The 16,637-nt window shown below is 40.7% G+C and carries 9 protein-coding genes; 5 read left to right on the forward strand and 4 right to left on the reverse strand.

What is annotated here, in order from left to right:
- The first annotated feature begins 26 nt into the window (after positions 1-26).
- The 5 genes from ACQY4U_RS10640 (at position 27) to ACQY4U_RS10660 (ending at position 9,306) form a co-directional block, all read left to right on the forward strand.
- On the forward strand, positions 27-1,568 hold the full coding sequence (locus ACQY4U_RS10640) for a RagB/SusD family nutrient uptake outer membrane protein (RefSeq protein ID WP_428329384.1): 1,542 nt from the start codon (positions 27-29) through the stop codon (positions 1,566-1,568).
- 128 nt (positions 1,569-1,696) lie between these two features.
- A complete protein-coding gene (locus ACQY4U_RS10645; protein WP_428329385.1) occupies positions 1,697-2,638 on the forward strand; it encodes a hypothetical protein in 942 nt (313 codons plus the stop codon).
- Positions 2,638-5,931, forward strand: a complete 3,294-nt coding sequence (locus ACQY4U_RS10650; protein WP_428329386.1) for a VCBS repeat-containing protein — start codon at positions 2,638-2,640, stop codon at positions 5,929-5,931. The genes ACQY4U_RS10645 and ACQY4U_RS10650 overlap by 1 nt, the downstream gene beginning before the upstream one ends.
- 2 nt (positions 5,932-5,933) lie before the next feature.
- A complete protein-coding gene (locus ACQY4U_RS10655) occupies positions 5,934-7,967 on the forward strand; it encodes a glycosyl hydrolase family 95 catalytic domain-containing protein (RefSeq protein WP_428329387.1) in 2,034 nt (677 codons plus the stop codon).
- Positions 7,968-7,980: 13 nt separating this feature from the next.
- Positions 7,981-9,306 (forward strand): vanadium-dependent haloperoxidase, encoded by a 1,326-nt coding sequence (locus ACQY4U_RS10660; protein ID WP_428329388.1) that lies wholly within the window; start codon positions 7,981-7,983, stop codon positions 9,304-9,306.
- A 77-nt stretch (positions 9,307-9,383) separates the two neighbouring features.
- Here ACQY4U_RS10660 and ACQY4U_RS10665 read toward each other — a convergent pair whose 3' ends face one another.
- The 4 genes from ACQY4U_RS10665 to ACQY4U_RS10680 all read right to left on the reverse strand — a co-directional run bounded on the left by ACQY4U_RS10665 (position 9,384) and on the right by ACQY4U_RS10680 (position 16,436).
- Positions 9,384-10,880: a RagB/SusD family nutrient uptake outer membrane protein gene (locus tag ACQY4U_RS10665; protein ID WP_428329390.1), complete on the reverse strand. Its 1,497-nt coding sequence runs from the start codon at positions 10,878-10,880 to the stop codon at positions 9,384-9,386.
- A gap of 22 nt (positions 10,881-10,902) precedes the next feature.
- Entirely contained in the window at positions 10,903-14,304 is a 3,402-nt protein-coding gene (locus ACQY4U_RS10670; RefSeq protein ID WP_428329391.1) for a TonB-dependent receptor, read from the reverse strand.
- 313 nt (positions 14,305-14,617) lie between these two features.
- Positions 14,618-15,787 (reverse strand): FecR family protein, encoded by a 1,170-nt coding sequence (locus tag ACQY4U_RS10675; RefSeq protein WP_428329392.1) that lies wholly within the window; start codon positions 15,785-15,787, stop codon positions 14,618-14,620.
- Between the two features lie 91 nt (positions 15,788-15,878).
- Positions 15,879-16,436 (reverse strand): RNA polymerase sigma-70 factor, encoded by a 558-nt coding sequence (locus ACQY4U_RS10680; RefSeq protein WP_428329393.1) that lies wholly within the window; start codon positions 16,434-16,436, stop codon positions 15,879-15,881.
- Between the last annotated feature and the right edge of the window lie 201 nt (positions 16,437-16,637).

The raw sequence follows: 16,637 nt of genomic DNA on the forward strand, positions 1-16,637 counted from the left end.
TAATAATTTATTAAAAATTATAAGATATGAAGAATAAGAAAATTTTACTTCTGCTGGTGTTATTCGCAGCAGGTAGTAGTTTTATAGAGTCGTGTAAAAAGCTGCCTCAAAATACATATAGTGTGGTACCTGTGGGTAACTTTTTTCAAACACCCGCGCAAATTTCTGCCGGGTTGGCACCTGCATACACTGCTGCAACACCACTGCAAACAGAAAGCGTGTTTCAGCTAAATGAGGCCACAACCGACGAAATGGTTATCCCAACCCGTGGTAATAATTGGTATGATGGCGGCGAGCACCAGCAGTTATGGCTGCACACGGTTGATGCCAACAACGCTAATGATAATGGCGGGTGGACAGATCTGAGTAATGGTATAACCAAGTGTAACTTTGTGATCAGCATTATAAATGGCCTGGCAACAAAGCCTGCAAATGCACCCGCTCTTATTGCCGAGATTAGTGTTTTAAGAGATTACTATATATTTTTAATGACAGATCTATATGGTAACATTCCATTAGTAACAGCCTACAGTACCAGCGCAAGCCTTGCACAGGTTAAAAGAGCTGATATTTATGCTTACCTGGTTAATGATCTAATAAAGAATATACCGTTATTATCTGCCGATAATGCAACAACAACCCCGGCTAACTACGGCCACATGAATCAGTGGGGTGGTTATATGCTGTTGGCCAAGTTGTATTTAAATGCACAGGTTTATACAGGTACAGCCGATTGGGCCAATGCTTTAAAGTATGCCAATATGGTTATCGCATCAGGCAAATACAGCCTTCAGCCTAACTTTTTTGATAACTTTAGTTATAATAACCGCACATCGGTCGAAAATATTTTTGTTATCCCTTTCAATAATCCAAATATCGGGGGTAACGTAATTCAAATGTACACCCTGAATTATAACAATATTTATACCTACAATTTAGTGAACCAGCCTTACAACGGCTTTTGCGCACCCACAGCCTTTTACGATTCGTTCGACAATGCCGATCTGCGTAAAAAAATGTGGATAGTAGGTCCGCAATACACATCAACAGGCGCGTTGATACAGCCACCACTTGCACCGCTTACCACACTTAGCAAATACGTGCTTGAATTAAGCAACCCTGCAGATAGCTTTGCTTATGCAGGTGCGCGTAGTGTTAAGTACCAGCCGCAACCAGGTACAGGTGGCTCAGGTACCAGTAACGACGGGGTGAGATTCCGCCTTGCAGATGCTTATATGATGTCGGCCGAAGCTTCTTTGAGAATGGGCGACGTAGCAAATGCACTAATCAATGTGAATTTGATCAGATCAAGAGCAGGTTTGCCAGCTTTAAGTACACTTACATTGGATGATTTGCTTAAAGAACGCGGCCATGAGTTTGCCTGGGAAGGCTGGAGAAGGAACGACCTGATCAGGTTTGAAGTAGCAAGCGGTACACATTACTATACCGGTGCACGGGTACCAACCAAAACGCAGGATGCAGATAATCATACCTTAGTTTTCCCCATACCTCAACCACAAAGAAATACTAACCCCTTACTGGCGCAAAACCCGGGATACGGTAACTAATAATAATTTATTTGAGTTTGATTTTGAGAATTTGGAACAGCTTCGGCTGTTCCATTATTGTTTAATTGATATTTGAAGCTGTAAATTCACATTGGGGTTTTAAAGTTTACCAGGGGTTATTTCTTTACATGAAAAAAATATTACTGCTTTTCCTGTTATTGTTTACCATACTTGTTGCCATTGCTTTAATTCCGTTTAATGAAGAAATTGCCGTAAAAATCAACGCTTCATATTTCAATTGTTTTCAGCAGGTAGTTAATGCTAAAGGCTGGCAAAAATGGCATCCGGTTATAAGCAAATCTTTTATCCGCGACTCTGCTTTATACAAAGCAACTCCCGTAGCGCAGGGTTTTAAATTTAGCCTCCCTGATGGCTATTTTTTAGTAAAACATCTATACAGTAATACCATACTGGTAAACAGTATGCTGGCCAATAATAATTTCAATTACAGCTATACAATTATTCCGGATAGTATCGGCCTAAGCACCACCATAATAGTTAACTTTAAAAGTAATATCATAAAGCACTTTTTTACCGCATTAAAAAAGTCCGGCTTAAATAAAACAGGCATACGTGATTTTAAGCATTATATGGAAGACCCCAAACTGTACTATGGGTTTAACATAAGAGAAGGTTTTTTAGACGAGAAGAAGATAATTGTTAAGCGTAAAACGTTTCTTTCAAAAGAGCTGTTTACGCAGGCTTTTGAAATGGAACAACAGCTGAATAGTTATATTTTACTAAAGCATTTAAAACAGACGGGGCCCTTAATGGTCCAGTACCTTAATAAGCAAAATGATTCTGTTCAAATGATGGTGGGGATGCCTGTAGATGCAGCTATTGTTAGCGATAATGATTTTCTGTACATGAAAATCCCTGCAACAAAAGTGTTGATGGCAGATTTTAAAGGAAAATATTTTGACCGGCAAAAAGTTTATACAGCAATAGGGAAATACATTCAGGATAAATATTTTCATGTTAAAATTGCCCCTTTTGAAATATTTGAGGGTAAATTCCCTGCCCAGGGTAGTGATATGGCAGATTTTAAGCTTACCTACCCTGTTTTTTGATGATGATTAAATCAAGTATGAAACAGATCAGGCCCTTTATTATCATTTGCTGCCTAATAGTGGTTGCCTGCAAAAAGCCGCCCGAAACTATGTTTAAGCTGCTGCCATCATCGCAAACCAATATCCACTTTATAAATCACATCAGCGATAATGCAAAGCCTGGCATTTTAGATTACCTGTATTATTACAATGGTGGCGGCGTTGCCATAGGCGATATTAATAACGATGGCTTGCCTGATATTTTTTTTACATCGAACCAAAAAGGCGGAAACAAGCTCTACCTAAATAAAGGCAATTATAAATTTGAAGACATTACCCAAAAGGCAGGCGTAGCCGGAACCAATGACTGGAGCACAGGTGTTACTATGGCCGATGTTAATAACGATGGCTACCTTGATATTTATGTTTGCGCAGTAGCGGGCAAATTTGGGCTTAAAGGGCATAATTTATTGTACATCAATAACCACGATGGTACTTTTACAGAACAATCTGCCAAATACGGGCTTGATTTTTCGGGATACTCCACACAGGCAGCCTTTTTTGATGCAAATCACGATGGTAAATTGGATTGCTTTCTGCTCAATCAGTCTGATCATTCGGTTGCATTATATGGCGATACTTCTTTACGGAAAAAACCAAGCAAACAGGCAGGCAGCAGGCTCTATATTAATACAAATAATCATTTTACCGATGTTACCCAAAAGGCAGGCATTTTAAGTAGTGCGCTGGGTTATGGCCTTGGTGTGGCTGTTGGTGATTTGAACAATGATGGCTGGGAAGATATATATGTTGGCAATGATTTTCATGAGAATGATTATTACTACATCAACAACCATGATGGTACGTTTACAGAATCGGGCGCTAAGCATTTTAACCATTACAGCAGGTTCAGTATGGGTAATGATATGGCTGATTTTAACAATGATGGTCAGCTTGACATGGTTACGGTTGATATGTTACCCGGTGAGGAAAATATATTAAAAACGTATGGCGGCGATGAGTCCTACGATCAATATAAGTTTAAGATCCTGCGCGGTGGGTTTCAGTACCAGTACTCACGCAACTGTCTTCAAAAAAACCTGGGCAATGGGGAAGCATTCAGCGATGTTGGGCTTCAAAATGGCATAGCCGCCACCGATTGGAGCTGGAGCCCGCTGCTGGCCGATTTTGATAACGATGGTATTAAGGATCTGTTTATAGCCAATGGGATAAAGCGCCGCGCTACCGATATGGATTATGTTAGCTACGTATCAAATGAAGCGGTACAGGGCATGCTATTAAATACCACCAACATGGACAGTGTGGTACTTGATAAAATGCCCACTGGCGAGGCCCGCAGTTATTTGTATAAAGGAACAAAAAGTGAAAAATTTATTGATAAAAGTACCGCATGGGGAATACAGGATGCCATGCTCTCGAACGGTGCCGCTTACGCCGATTTAAATAATGACGGCAAGCTGGATCTGGTGACTAATAACATGAACAGTGAGGCCTGTATCTACAGAAATTCAACCTCGGGCAGTAATTATTTAAGCCTGAAGTTTATAGGGCGGCAGGATAATCATTTCGGCGTTGGGGTAAAAGCTTATGCCTTTACTGGGAAACAAATGCAATATGAGCAGCTGATGCTTACGCGGGGATTTCAATCATCTGTTGAACCCAAACTGCATTTCGGTTTCGGGAAAGACAAGACGATTGATAGCTTGCTTATTGTTTGGCCCAACCAAAGCTATCAGGTCATCAAAAATGTAAAAACCAACAAACTTTTAACGCTTGATGAAAAGGACGTCCACGGACATTTTATTTACAACAAGTTTTTCCCTCGGGCGAAGCCAGTTTTAAAGAATATAACTGCTGAAATGCAGGTTAACTGGAAGCACCAGGAAAATGATTTTGTTGATTTTAACCAGCAGCCGCTAATCCCGCACATGCTATCAACCGAAGGACCACGCATAGCTGTTGGCGATGTAAACCATGATGGGCTGGAAGATTTTTATGTTTGTGGCGCGAAGGGGCAAGCAGGTGCTTTGTTTTTGCAAACCGCTGGCGGCAGTTTTAAAGCTTCGGTACAGCCTGCTTTTATAGCCGATGCCGGATATGAAGGTGTTGACGCTGTTTTTTTGGATACTAAACATAATGGTAACCTTGATCTGTACGTTGTTAGCGGCGGCAATGAGTTACCCGATGGTACGGCTGAACTGGCTGATAGATTATATATTAATGATGGCAAGGGTAATTTTAAACGGTCGGATGCTATCCCCGCTATTAAGCTTAACAAATCGGCAGTAGCAATAGCCGATGTAAACCACGATGGCTACCCGGATATTTTTGTAAGCGGTGCCCCCGCCTTTAGAGGCTATGGAAAAATACCAGAATCGTATTTGCTGATGAACGACGGGCATGGTAATTACCATAAAGCACAGATCCCTGCTGAACTGAAATATGCAGGTATGATCCGCTCGGCAGCCTTTGCCGACCTTGATAATGATGGCTGGCCCGATCTGGTTGTTGCCGGGGAGTGGATGCCCGTTAAGGTTTTTATGAACAGGAAAGGCAAATTTATTCAGCAGCATACCGGGAGTATGGAGCAGCAAAGTGGCTGGTGGCAAAGAATAACCCTTGCGGATGTTGACGGCGATGGTAAAACAGATATTATAGCAGGCAACTATGGGCTAAACTCTAAATTGAAACCTACTATTGCTGACCCTGTAAAACTATATTTATCAGACCTTGATAAAAACGGCACTGTTGATCCGTTATTAACCTATAGTATTGATCAAAAAGACTATACTTTTTTAGGTAAAGGTGAAATTGAAAAACAAGTGCCGATCATTAAAAAGAAGTTTTTATACTATCATGATTTTGCCGGGAAATCAGTTGATGAGCTGTTTGGCGATTCGTTAACCGATCATCATCCCTTACATGTAAATGATTTTGCATCCGGCGTGTTTTACAATATGGGGAAGGGTAATTTTAAATTTAAGACTTTTCCTGCATCGGCACAAGTATCGCCCTTGTTTGGCTTTGCAGTATTAGCGGGTTCAAATAAAGGAATATTAGCGGGTGGTAACTTTTATGGCGTATTGCCTTACGAGGGGCGTTATGACGCCGATTACGGCGACGTACTGATGCCTGATAAAAACAACGGGTTTAAAAATATATCGCCCGTATCCTCGGGGTTTTTACTGCGGGGCGAGGTTAGGGACATCAGGCCAATAAAAACAAAGCAGGGCATTATATACGTGGTCGCTTTTAACAATAAACAAATGGAGTTTTTTAAGCTAACTAATTAAATATGTATAAGGTTATCGCATTGTTATTTGGGTTAGGAGTTTTAGGCAGCAGCAACCTGCAGGCACAAGACGAATGGCTAATTAAAGCGGATAAAATTGATCCGGCTAATTATTACGGGGTTACGGTGGCAAACGGGATGATCGGTATAGTTTCATCGCCCGAGCCTTTTAAAGTAAAAAACGTAGTGCTTGCTGGTGCCTATGATCTGTATGGCCGTGGGCGTGTAAGCAACTTTTTAAATAGCTTTAACCTGCTCAACATGTATTTGGAGATTGATGGCAAACGCATCGACGCAAAAAATATCAGTAATTTTAAGCAGGAGTTGGATATGCAGCACGCATCATTTACTACCACTTTTGATTATGGCGATGCGGCCTCTATAAAATACACCTATTACTCTTTGCGCCAACTCCCTTTTACGGTATTGATGGATATTTCCATAACTGCTAAAAAAGCAATCAATATTACAGCCGCCAGCATTATGGAAGCCCCGGATGCTTTGAAAGAGGTTCAGAATTATTATAACGAAATTGACAGGCCGCACGTAACTATCAGTTTGTTAACCTCCACCGCAAAAAGCCCTACAGGCAAATTACTTTTATGCGCATCAAATACCTTTTTGTTTAATGAGCCACATGGACAGGAGCCCAGAATTATACATGAAATGTGGGATAGCAATATGCACCTCATGAAATTCAGCAAGGCAATTGCGGCAGGGCAAACTTACCGCTATGCGGTTGCCGGCTCGTCCATTACCTCGGCGCATGATGCCGACCCGCTTAACCAGGCCGAGCGTTTAACCATGTTTGCAAAGTTAGAGGGCAGGGACAGGTTAATTGAATACCATAACAAAGCATGGAGCAGCTTATGGGCCAGCGATATTAAAATTGATGGCGACGCGCAGGCACAACAGGATGTGCACAGCATGCTGTATCATTTATATTCATTTTCGCGGGCAGGTACAGCCTATTCACCCTCGCCAATGGGTTTGTCGGGTTTAGGTTATAACGGCCATGTTTTTTGGGATGCTGATATATGGATGTACCCGGCATTGTTGGTTTTACATCCTGAAATTGCAAAATCGTTGGTGGAGTACCGTTACCAGCGTTTGGCAAATGCCAAGCAAAATGCATTTGCGCACGGCTATAAGGGTGCCATGTTCCCTTGGGAAAGTGCAGATAGTGGGGTAGAGGAAACACCCGTATGGGCATTAAGCGGCCCTTTTGAACACCATATTACCGCGGATGTAGCCCTGGCCGCATGGAGTTATTATTGCGTAACGCAGGATAAAAATTGGTTAAGGGAAAAAGGCTGGCCAATCCTATCGGCAACGGCTGATTTTTGGGCCAGCCGGGTAGAGCGTAATGGCTCCGGTCACTATGATATAAAAGATGTGGTAGCTGCCGATGAATGGGCAGAAAACGTTGATAACAATGCCTTTACCAATGCCGCGGCAATAGCCAATTTGCAAAATGCAACGGCTGCTGCAAAAATATTAGGTGTTGCAGCTGATGCCGATTGGCAAAACGTAGCGCAAAATATCCCTATCCTGAAAATGGAAAATGGTGTAACCCGCGAGTTTGCAACCTATAATGGAGAGGGGATTAAACAGGCTGATGTTAATTTACTGGCCTATCCGCTAAAAACTATCAGCAACCCGGCACAGATAAAAAAGGATTTAGAATATTATGAAACCCGTGTACCCAACGAAGGTACACCAGCTATGACACAGGCCGTATTTGCTTTGCTATATGCCAGGCTGGGTAATGGCGATAAAGCTTATCATTTTTTTAAAGATGCTTATGAGCCAAATCTAAACCCGCCGTTCAGGGTTATTGCCGAAACCAAGGGTGGTACCAACCCATACTTTGCCACAGGTGCCGGCGGTATTGTACAAAGCTTGCTGATGGGTTTTGGCGGGCTGGATATTACACCGGCAGGCATATCGCAGGTAAAAAGTAAGTTACCTGCTAATTGGAAATCATTAACCATTACTGGAGTGGGCCCCGATAAAAAGACCTATGTTATTAAATAGCAGATTTTACTTTATGAGATATTTTTATTGTTTTGCTGCCGGTGTTATTACCATAATTACATCCTGTAAAAAAGCAGACTATAAAAACATTTTACATGATCCGCAGCTTTACAGCCGTACCGTACATGAATTAAACCGCGTTGTAATGGGCAATAATTTTACGCCTGTGGTGGCATCTCGCAGCTATGCATATGCTACTATTGCAGGCTATGAAGTAATTGCAGCTGGTTATCCTGACAAATACAGATCATTAGTTGAGCAGCTTAATGGTTTAAAAACTATAGCAAAACCCACTTCTGGCAAACCCATTGATTTTGAATACGCCGCCATACTGGCTTTTTGCAAAGTGGGCGAGGCTGTTACTTTCCCCGAAGGAAGTATGAAAAATTATACAGACAGTTTGCACCAGCTCGCTTTACAACATGGCATGCCCGGTGATGTTGTTGAAAATTCAGAGTTTTATGCAAAGGATGTAGCACAATCTGTTATGAAATGGAGCAAGGGTGATAATTACGCACGAACCCGTACCGAAGCAAAATTTGCCATTAATGATTCTGTTGGGAGATGGGTACCTACCGCGCCGGGCTATACCGAAGCAGTTGAACCGCATTGGGGCGAAATAAGAACAATGGCGATGCACGATGCGCGCGAATACAGCGTACCGCCACCGCCTGAATTTAATGTAACTGATAAAAACAGTGCGTATTACAAGGGGGTTATCAAAATAAAAAACGCGGTAGATAGTCTTACAGCAGATCAAAAACACATGGCCGATTTTTGGGATGATAACCCTCAAAAACTGAATGTATCAGGCCACCTTATGTTTATCACCAAAAAGTTTTCGCCTGCGGGGCATTGGTTAAGTATTGCGGGTATTGGTGCTAAACAAACACATGCTGATTTTAATACCACGGTGTATGCCTTTGCAAAAACGGCTATTGCTTTGTTTGATGCATTTATTGAATCGTGGTCGGCAAAGTATACTTACAAAACAGTGCGCCCCGAAACTATTATTGATAAGTATTTTGACCCCGAATGGCGCCCGCATTTGCAAACGCCGCCTTTCCCTGAATATACCTGCGGTCATTGCACCATATCAGCATCGGCTGCAGAAGCATTAACCAGTGTTTTTGGTGAAAATATTGCTTATACGGACACCTCAGAGCTTGAATTTGGAATTAAGAGCAGGTCGTTTAAATCTTTCAGGGATGCGGCAAAAGAAACTGCGATGGCCCGCTTTTACGGAGGGATTCATTATTATAATTCCTGCATGGTATCAAGCAGCTATGGTAAAATAGTAGGGGATACCGCTGCCATAAAGTTAGTGATGAAGAAATAATATTGTTTCAGAAACATTAGTGCTAAAAAACAAAAACCCCACAGTTATGTGGGGTTTTGTGTAGTATTTTAAAAAGGTTACCAGCCTGTATTTTGGGTGAGTTTTTTATTGGTATTTATTTCTCTTTGAGGGATAGGCCATAATAAATACTGCGATTTCATAGTTACGCCCTGCTCGTTAGGGGTCGACATGGCATCGCCGAATTTATTATTGATCACATCGTATATCATGTGCGTACGCTGTATATCAAAGTAAGCTTTATTCTCGTAAGCCAATTCATGATAGCGTTCTTTCCATATAGCCTGCCTAAACTGGTCTTGTGATAAGCCGCTCAACGCAGGTAACTGTGCGCGTGCCCTTATTTTATTGATCTGGGTATAAGCATCAGTTGTTGGGCCACTTACCTCGTTGCTCGCTTCGGCAAAAATTAGCATAGCTTCCGGAAGACGTAAAAAAGTCCAGTTTTCATCACTCTGGCCATTACCCAAAGCACTTTCAACGTGGAAGTACTTGTAAAGGCAATGTTCGCCAAAAACAACAGTCTTGGTGGTATCACCATATTGCGGATAGCTGGAAAAGTAAAACTCACGTTCTTTGGTACGCAAATCTCCGGTTTCGTAGCTGTTAAAAAACTGGTTTGTTGGTATCATGGCTCCAAGGTGATCACCATAAGCGCCTACCGGTAAGTTAAACGGAACGGTAAGCTGTGGTATGGCATTGGTTGAAACGCCTACCAAATACTGCCCCTGAAAAATAAGCTCTCCCTGGTTTTTATGTGCATTATCGTGCAAAAATGCATAGTCAGTAAACAAATTATAATCAGTTAATACTTTTTGCGCCTCGGCAGCAGCTAAAGCATAATTAGCGGTAACCTGCATTGGGTAGCCTGCTGTAGTAAGGTAAACACTTGCCAGTAAAGTACGTACGGCACCTAATGATATTCTTCCGGTTTGGTCTATTTCAGGCATGCCTGATGCTTCAGCAGTTTGTAAATCAGTAATTATCTGCGGGTAAACCTGGGCAACAGTGTTACGTGCAGGATAAAGATCAGGACTATCAACCGTAACTGGTGTGGTAATCAATGGCACATCGCCATAAAGCCTAACCAAGTGGTAGTAAAAAAATGCCCTTAAAAAATAAACCTCGCCTAATAACTTTTTCTTTAAGGCAGCATCCATATTGATAGATGGGATATTGGCAATAGCTAAATTGGCATTAGCTATTGCATTATAACTGTTTTGCCAAACATCCTCAAAGCCCGGGTTAACAGCATCTGTACGCTGGTTTATTACGTTGCTGTTATTGACACTCTGGCCCAACGAGGTAGCATGGCCGGCAAATAACTCAATGGTAATAAAAGGGCTTTCGCCATAAGCATCACCATTTTGAAACAAGTGAAGCTGGCTGTAAATACCATTTACAAAGGTTTGTGCCTGTGAGCCAGTGGTAAAATAGTTGCTTTTTACGAAGTTGCTATTGTCTTTTTCGACCAGGTATTTCTTGCAACTGCTTACCATTAGAGCAAGGATAATTAAGCTAACCCCTATTTTATATTTTTTTAAATTAAATTTCATGATTCTGTATTTTAAGATTTAATTAAAAACTTGCATTTAAACCAAGCAGATAAGTACGCGGTTTAGGATAGTCATAAAACTGAATACCCTGGGTAAAGTTACTGCTGCCGTTATAGGTTGAAGTTTCGGGGTCGTAACCGGAGTATTTAGTAATCAGGAACAAGTTTTGAGCCTGTGCATATAAGCGCAGCCTGCTCAATTTTAATTTAGTAATAGATGCTGTAGGGAAGGTATAACCCAATGTTACTGTTTTACCCCTCACGAAAGATCCGTTCTCAACCTTGGTTGAGTATATTTCGGTTTGATATCTTACATAAGCCGGGCGGTCTTCGGCAATACTGGTGTTTTGATTTTCCGGTGTCCATGCATTAAGTACAGTAGCGTAGCTGTTTGCTTGCCCTGTTCTGTCCTGGCCTGAGTGTTTGGTCAAGTTCATGATCTGGTTACCGTAATCAAACTGTAGCTCAACACCTAAATCGAAGTTTTTGTAACGGAAATTATTGGTGAACGTCCCATAACCATCAGGTGTTGATTTACCTAATACCGTTTTATCATCGGCGGTAATTTTACCATCACCGTTTTTATCCCAAATTTTTAAATCACCGGGTAACAGGCCATACTTGGCAGCCTGGGTGGCTTCTGTTGTGCTCCAGGTACCTAATACTTTGTATCCCCAAAACTCGCCGGCCGGCTGGCCTACGCGCATCAGGTTAAATTGCGATAAAAAGGTTGGTCCTAAAAATATATCATCATTTGAACTTCCTAAATCCAGGATCTTATTTTTCAGGAACGAGATATTAAAATTAGTGGTCCACGTAAAGTTGTCGGTTTTTATATTGGTAGAGTTAATTGTTATCTCAATTCCCTTATTTTCAATACTGCCAATGTTTTTATAAACGCTGCTAAAGCCACTGGTTTCGGGTAGGGGAGCATTCAGTAATAAAGCTTTGGTTTTTTTGTAGTAGGCATCTGCTTCAACAGTTACCCTGTTATTCAATACGCCAAATGATACGCCTAAATCGTATTCAGCAGTTTTTTCCCATTGTAAATCCTCATTACCAATGCTGGTAAGATTTGTACCTATGGCCTGACTGCCATTAAACAAGTAATTGTTGGTGTTGATGTTGGCTAATGATTGGTATTGACCAATTTCGGAGTTACCGGTAAGGCCGTAGCTTAATCTTAGCTTTAAATCAGATATGGTCCGGTTATCCTTTAAGAAATCTTCCTGAGATACGCGCCAGGCAACTGCTGCCGAAGGGAAAAAGCCATATTTGTTTTTATCGCCAAAGCGTGATGACCCGTCTTCGCGGCCGGTAAGGGTTAAAAGGTATTTGTCTTTATAACCGTAGTTGATCCTTCCGAAGAACGATTGCATTTGCCATGCTGTAAAACCTGATGTAGGTATTCCAGGTATAGAACCTGAACCAAGATTAAAATATTGGTAATAGTTATCGGAAAGATCCTGTGATGATCCGTATGAGCTTAACTGCTGAAAGTTTTGACGCTCAGTACCTAAAACCACGTTTAATGAATGTACTTTATTAAATACCTTGCTGTAGGTTAAATGATTTTCCCACTCCCAATACGTATTGTTATACTGGTTAATAGATGCCGAACTGTTAGTTTGGTTAGCTGTTGAACCACCAACAAGTCCGCTTTGAAAATGGGGCGTAGTATTGCTTGATGTGGTTACACCAATTGTGCTGCGGAAATCAAGCCCCGGGAAAAAGTTAATATTTGCATATCCATTACCACTAAAAACGCGGTTATACGCTAACGAGATAATTTCATTAGCCTGCGCTACCGGGTTATCGCCACCCTCTAAATTAGGGTAATCAGTTCTTTTACCATAAGTGCCGTCGGGGTACCTGATCGGTATAAATGATGGCATTTCAATCATCATCCGGGGGATGTTGTTACCACCTGTACCATCATCAGCAGTGCGGGTTTCTCTGTTATCGTAATTTAAGGTAGCACCTACTTTTAACCAAGGTTTTATCTGGTCGTCAAAGGTTAAACGGGCATTATACCGTTTTTGGTAGCTGTTTAAAATTATACCTTCATCGTCGCCATAGTTTAAAAACAAGCCATAGTTAATTTTATCGGTACCGTCGGTAAACGAAACATTATGATTTTGGCTGTATGCAGTACGTGTTACTGCTTTTTGCCAATCCACATTGTATAATGGGTTTAAGTTTGAATCAAATAGTTTACCGATAAGCGCAGTCCTGATAATTTTGGGATCATCAGCCGCGTATTTACCTGCGGCCCAGCCGGTCGGGTCATATTTTTTTATGTTGGCGTATGATTGATCCTCAACCTGTAAAAACTGTTTGGCATCAAGCACTTTTAGCTCCTTAGCCATAACACCTACACTGCCGTAGGCATCATAACTTACGGTTCCGCCTTTTTTACCACTGCCCCTTTTAGTGGTTACCAATATTACACCGTTGGCACCGCGTGTACCATATATAGCGGTTGATGAAGCATCTTTTAATACATCAATACTTGCTACATCATTTGGGTTAATAGAAGCGCCACCTTCTGTCCAAACCACGCCATCAACAACATATAAAGGGTCGGTGCTTGAATTTATTGAGCTGTAGCCACGGATTCTTATTTTTGTTTCACCACCGGGTGCACCCGAGTTAGTTGAAACGTTTACACCTGCAATTTTACCGGCTAATTCCTGTTCAAGGTTTAATGCCGGGCGTTCCTGCAGTTGTTTATCATTTACACTACCTACTGCGCCTGTAAGGTCGACTCTTTTTTGTGTACCATAACCAACCACTACCACTTCATTCAGTGATTTTGACGATGCAACCATTTTTACGTCAACGGTTGGCTGGTTATTAATAGCAATTTCCTGGGTGTTATAACCTATAAACGAGAACACAAGTGTTGCATTACCTTCAACCTGTGCAATTACATACTTTCCATTAACGTCTGTAACGGCACCAAGCTGTGTGTTTTTTACTTTTACACTAACGCCAGGTAATGGGCCTTTATCGTCGCTTACCGTACCTTCAATTTTTTGAAGGGCAGTAACCTCGGTTGATGGCTGGTTACGGGCCTTTACAACAATAGTTTGCTGGAAAATTTTATACGTTAGGGGCTGATTTTTAAAGCATTGGTTTAATGCCTCCTCAATAGATACATTGTTTAAATCAATATCAACTTTTGATGTTTTGGCCACAGCCTCTTCATCATAAATATAATTAAATCCGCTTTGCTTTTTAATCAGTTTCAGTATTTTTTGTACCGATATATTGCTTTGATGTATGCTGATACTTTGGCTAAATGTTTTGGCACTTACATTTAGCAGAGCAGCAAAAATAAAGATAGCGGTTAGCTTCATAGCTAATAAAATTTTGGCCAGATGATACCGCTTAAGTGGCACCACCATAAAATTAAATTTCATAGTTTTGTTATGTTTGGGTTAAAAACTTATTTATCAATTTCGCGATTGTGGATACGGGTAACCCAGATATGTAATCCGGGAATGCGCTCCAACGCATCCCGGATTTTTTTATCTGTTATTTTTTATGGCTGCCATAAAAAATATATTTCAGGTTCAGGGTACTTTAAGTATTGATCTTCTCATGCTTAATTTGTTTTTGTAAGTAATTGGTATATTATCTATAATTTATTATTGCCCTTGCAGCAATAATTATTTAAAGCAGCCGGCTGGTTAAACCTGGCAGTATTGGTTTATTACTAATAGGGGATTGGCATCAGGCAGCAACAATTATAGTTTGCCCCTGTATCTTAAAATCAATTCCCGAATATTTCAGCATTCTTAAAAACTCCGAAAGGTTTACACTGCGCGATATGCTGCCTGAAAAAATGCGCTGCGGCATTTTACCTTCGTATTTAATATCAACATTGTACCAGCGCGAAATTTCGCGCATGATAAATGGTATCTCGGCTTTTTCAAATTGAAAGTTGCCGTTTTTCCAGGCCAGTACGTTTTCAATATCAACAGTTTTAACACTGATATTTTCTGAATGGTTATTTATAACTGCCGACTGTTGTTCAGGCTTAAGCATTACCGTTTGGCCATCCGCCATTACTTTTACACTGCCTTCGGCAAGCGTGGTTTTAATAGCAGGTTCATCCGGGTAAGCATTTATATTAAAATGCGTACCCAATACCTCAATTACTTGTTTGCCGGTTACTACCCTAAAGGGCAATGCTTTATTTTTAGCAACCTCCAGGTAAACTTCGCCGCTTATAGTGATTCTTCTTTCAGTTTTTGAAAAAGCAGTAGGGAAGGTAATTGATGATGCGGAATTTAACCAAACCTTACTACCATCGCTCAGCACAACCTGGAACTGGCCGCCTTTGGGGATATTGATGGTATTAAAAACAGGTGCTTCATTTTCATTGCTGGTAATTGCCTGGTAGGTTATCAATCCGTCCTTATCCTTTTTTACCTGGGTTTTGCCCTGGTTTGTAAGTACCCCGTTTTTAATATCATTGAGGTTTATTTTATTGCCGTTGGCCAGCGTTAAAACAGCCTTGTTGCCACCTGGTTTAATGTCATTATTTGCCGGTACCCTTTGATGCACCAATGCATTTTTTTTATAAGGAGATTTATGGTTGTAGTAGTATATGCCTATTGAGCTAAATAGCAGCAGGGTAGCTGCTATTGATACCCATCTTTTTAAAATAATAGGTTTAATATTGGTGTTTTCGGGCTTAATAGCCTCGTTTATTTTAATTAATATACGCTCTTTTAATACTTCTTCGCTATCAGCAAATGCTTTAGGGATCTCTACAGACAAGTCGTTTTCAGAATTATACCAATCGGCAAACTCTTGTTGCTCTGCGGTGGTAATGGTTTTATCAAGCCATTTTTTAGCTAATTCCTGTAACCTCTTGTCGGTAATATTGCTTTTCATTCAGCAGGGCGTTTAATAGTAAGTCCGCTGTGAAACCAATATCCCTTAGTGTAATGTGAAATATATTTTCTTTGTTTTTTTGGATGGTGTTTTACAGCAGAAACTGGCTTAACCTGCCGCGTAAAGTTTTTATGGCTTTACCTAAATGCGCTTCAACAGTTTTTTCAGAGATACCCATTTCGGCAGCAATACGTTTTTGTGAGAAGCCGGAATCCCGGCTCAATTGATATACTAACCTGCATTTTTGAGGTAAATCAGCCACAAATAAGGCCAAACGGCTTTTTAATTCTTCAAATTCAAGCCATTCCTGTGTCGAATCATCTGCAAGAGTTAGGGCTTGCAAACTATAGTCGGCATATTTTTGCTGATTATTGCGTTTATCTAAAATTTTGATTACCCGGTATTTTACGGATATGGCCAGATATGAGCTTAGTGTATCAATTACACCTAATTCTCTCCGTCTTTTCCAAAGCGAAACAAATATATCCTGTACAATTTCTTCGGCCTCATTCAAATCCCTGATCTTATTAGCAGCAATGGCAAAAAGTTTATCCCAGTACCGGTTATAAACCTCGGTAAAAGCCTTTTCGTTATCTGCCTGCATCAAGGCTATAAGGTCCTTATCATTAAGAATATCATAGTTATACATATTCAAAATAGAAGCAAAATATAATATTAGCAGTAAATTATGACGGCGAAAAGCATTTTTAACTGCATATTTATTAAACTTTGCAGAAATTATTTAACCGACAGTTTGGTTTATATATGCCAAATGTAATATTTATATTATAAAATGATAAATATTTATGTTTTGAATATGGGTTAATAATTAAAACAAATATGGGAGATG

This window comes from Mucilaginibacter sp., assembly GCF_965277465.1.
In the GTDB taxonomy this organism is placed as follows: Bacteria; Bacteroidota; Bacteroidia; order Sphingobacteriales; family Sphingobacteriaceae; genus Mucilaginibacter.

Coding starts and splice junctions, on each gene's coding strand:
- ACQY4U_RS10640 (WP_428329384.1), top strand. CDS start 27: ATGAAGAATAAGAAAATTTTACTTCTGCTGGTGTTATTCGCAGCAGGT.
- ACQY4U_RS10645 (WP_428329385.1), top strand. CDS start 1,697: ATGAAAAAAATATTACTGCTTTTCCTGTTATTGTTTACCATACTTGTT.
- ACQY4U_RS10650 (WP_428329386.1), top strand. CDS start 2,638: ATGATGATTAAATCAAGTATGAAACAGATCAGGCCCTTTATTATCATT.
- ACQY4U_RS10655 (WP_428329387.1), top strand. CDS start 5,934: ATGTATAAGGTTATCGCATTGTTATTTGGGTTAGGAGTTTTAGGCAGC.
- ACQY4U_RS10660 (WP_428329388.1), top strand. CDS start 7,981: ATGAGATATTTTTATTGTTTTGCTGCCGGTGTTATTACCATAATTACA.
- ACQY4U_RS10665 (WP_428329390.1), bottom strand. CDS start 10,880: ATGAAATTTAATTTAAAAAAATATAAAATAGGGGTTAGCTTAATTATC.
- ACQY4U_RS10670 (WP_428329391.1), bottom strand. CDS start 14,304: ATGAAATTTAATTTTATGGTGGTGCCACTTAAGCGGTATCATCTGGCC.
- ACQY4U_RS10675 (WP_428329392.1), bottom strand. CDS start 15,787: ATGAAAAGCAATATTACCGACAAGAGGTTACAGGAATTAGCTAAAAAA.
- ACQY4U_RS10680 (WP_428329393.1), bottom strand. CDS start 16,436: ATGTATAACTATGATATTCTTAATGATAAGGACCTTATAGCCTTGATG.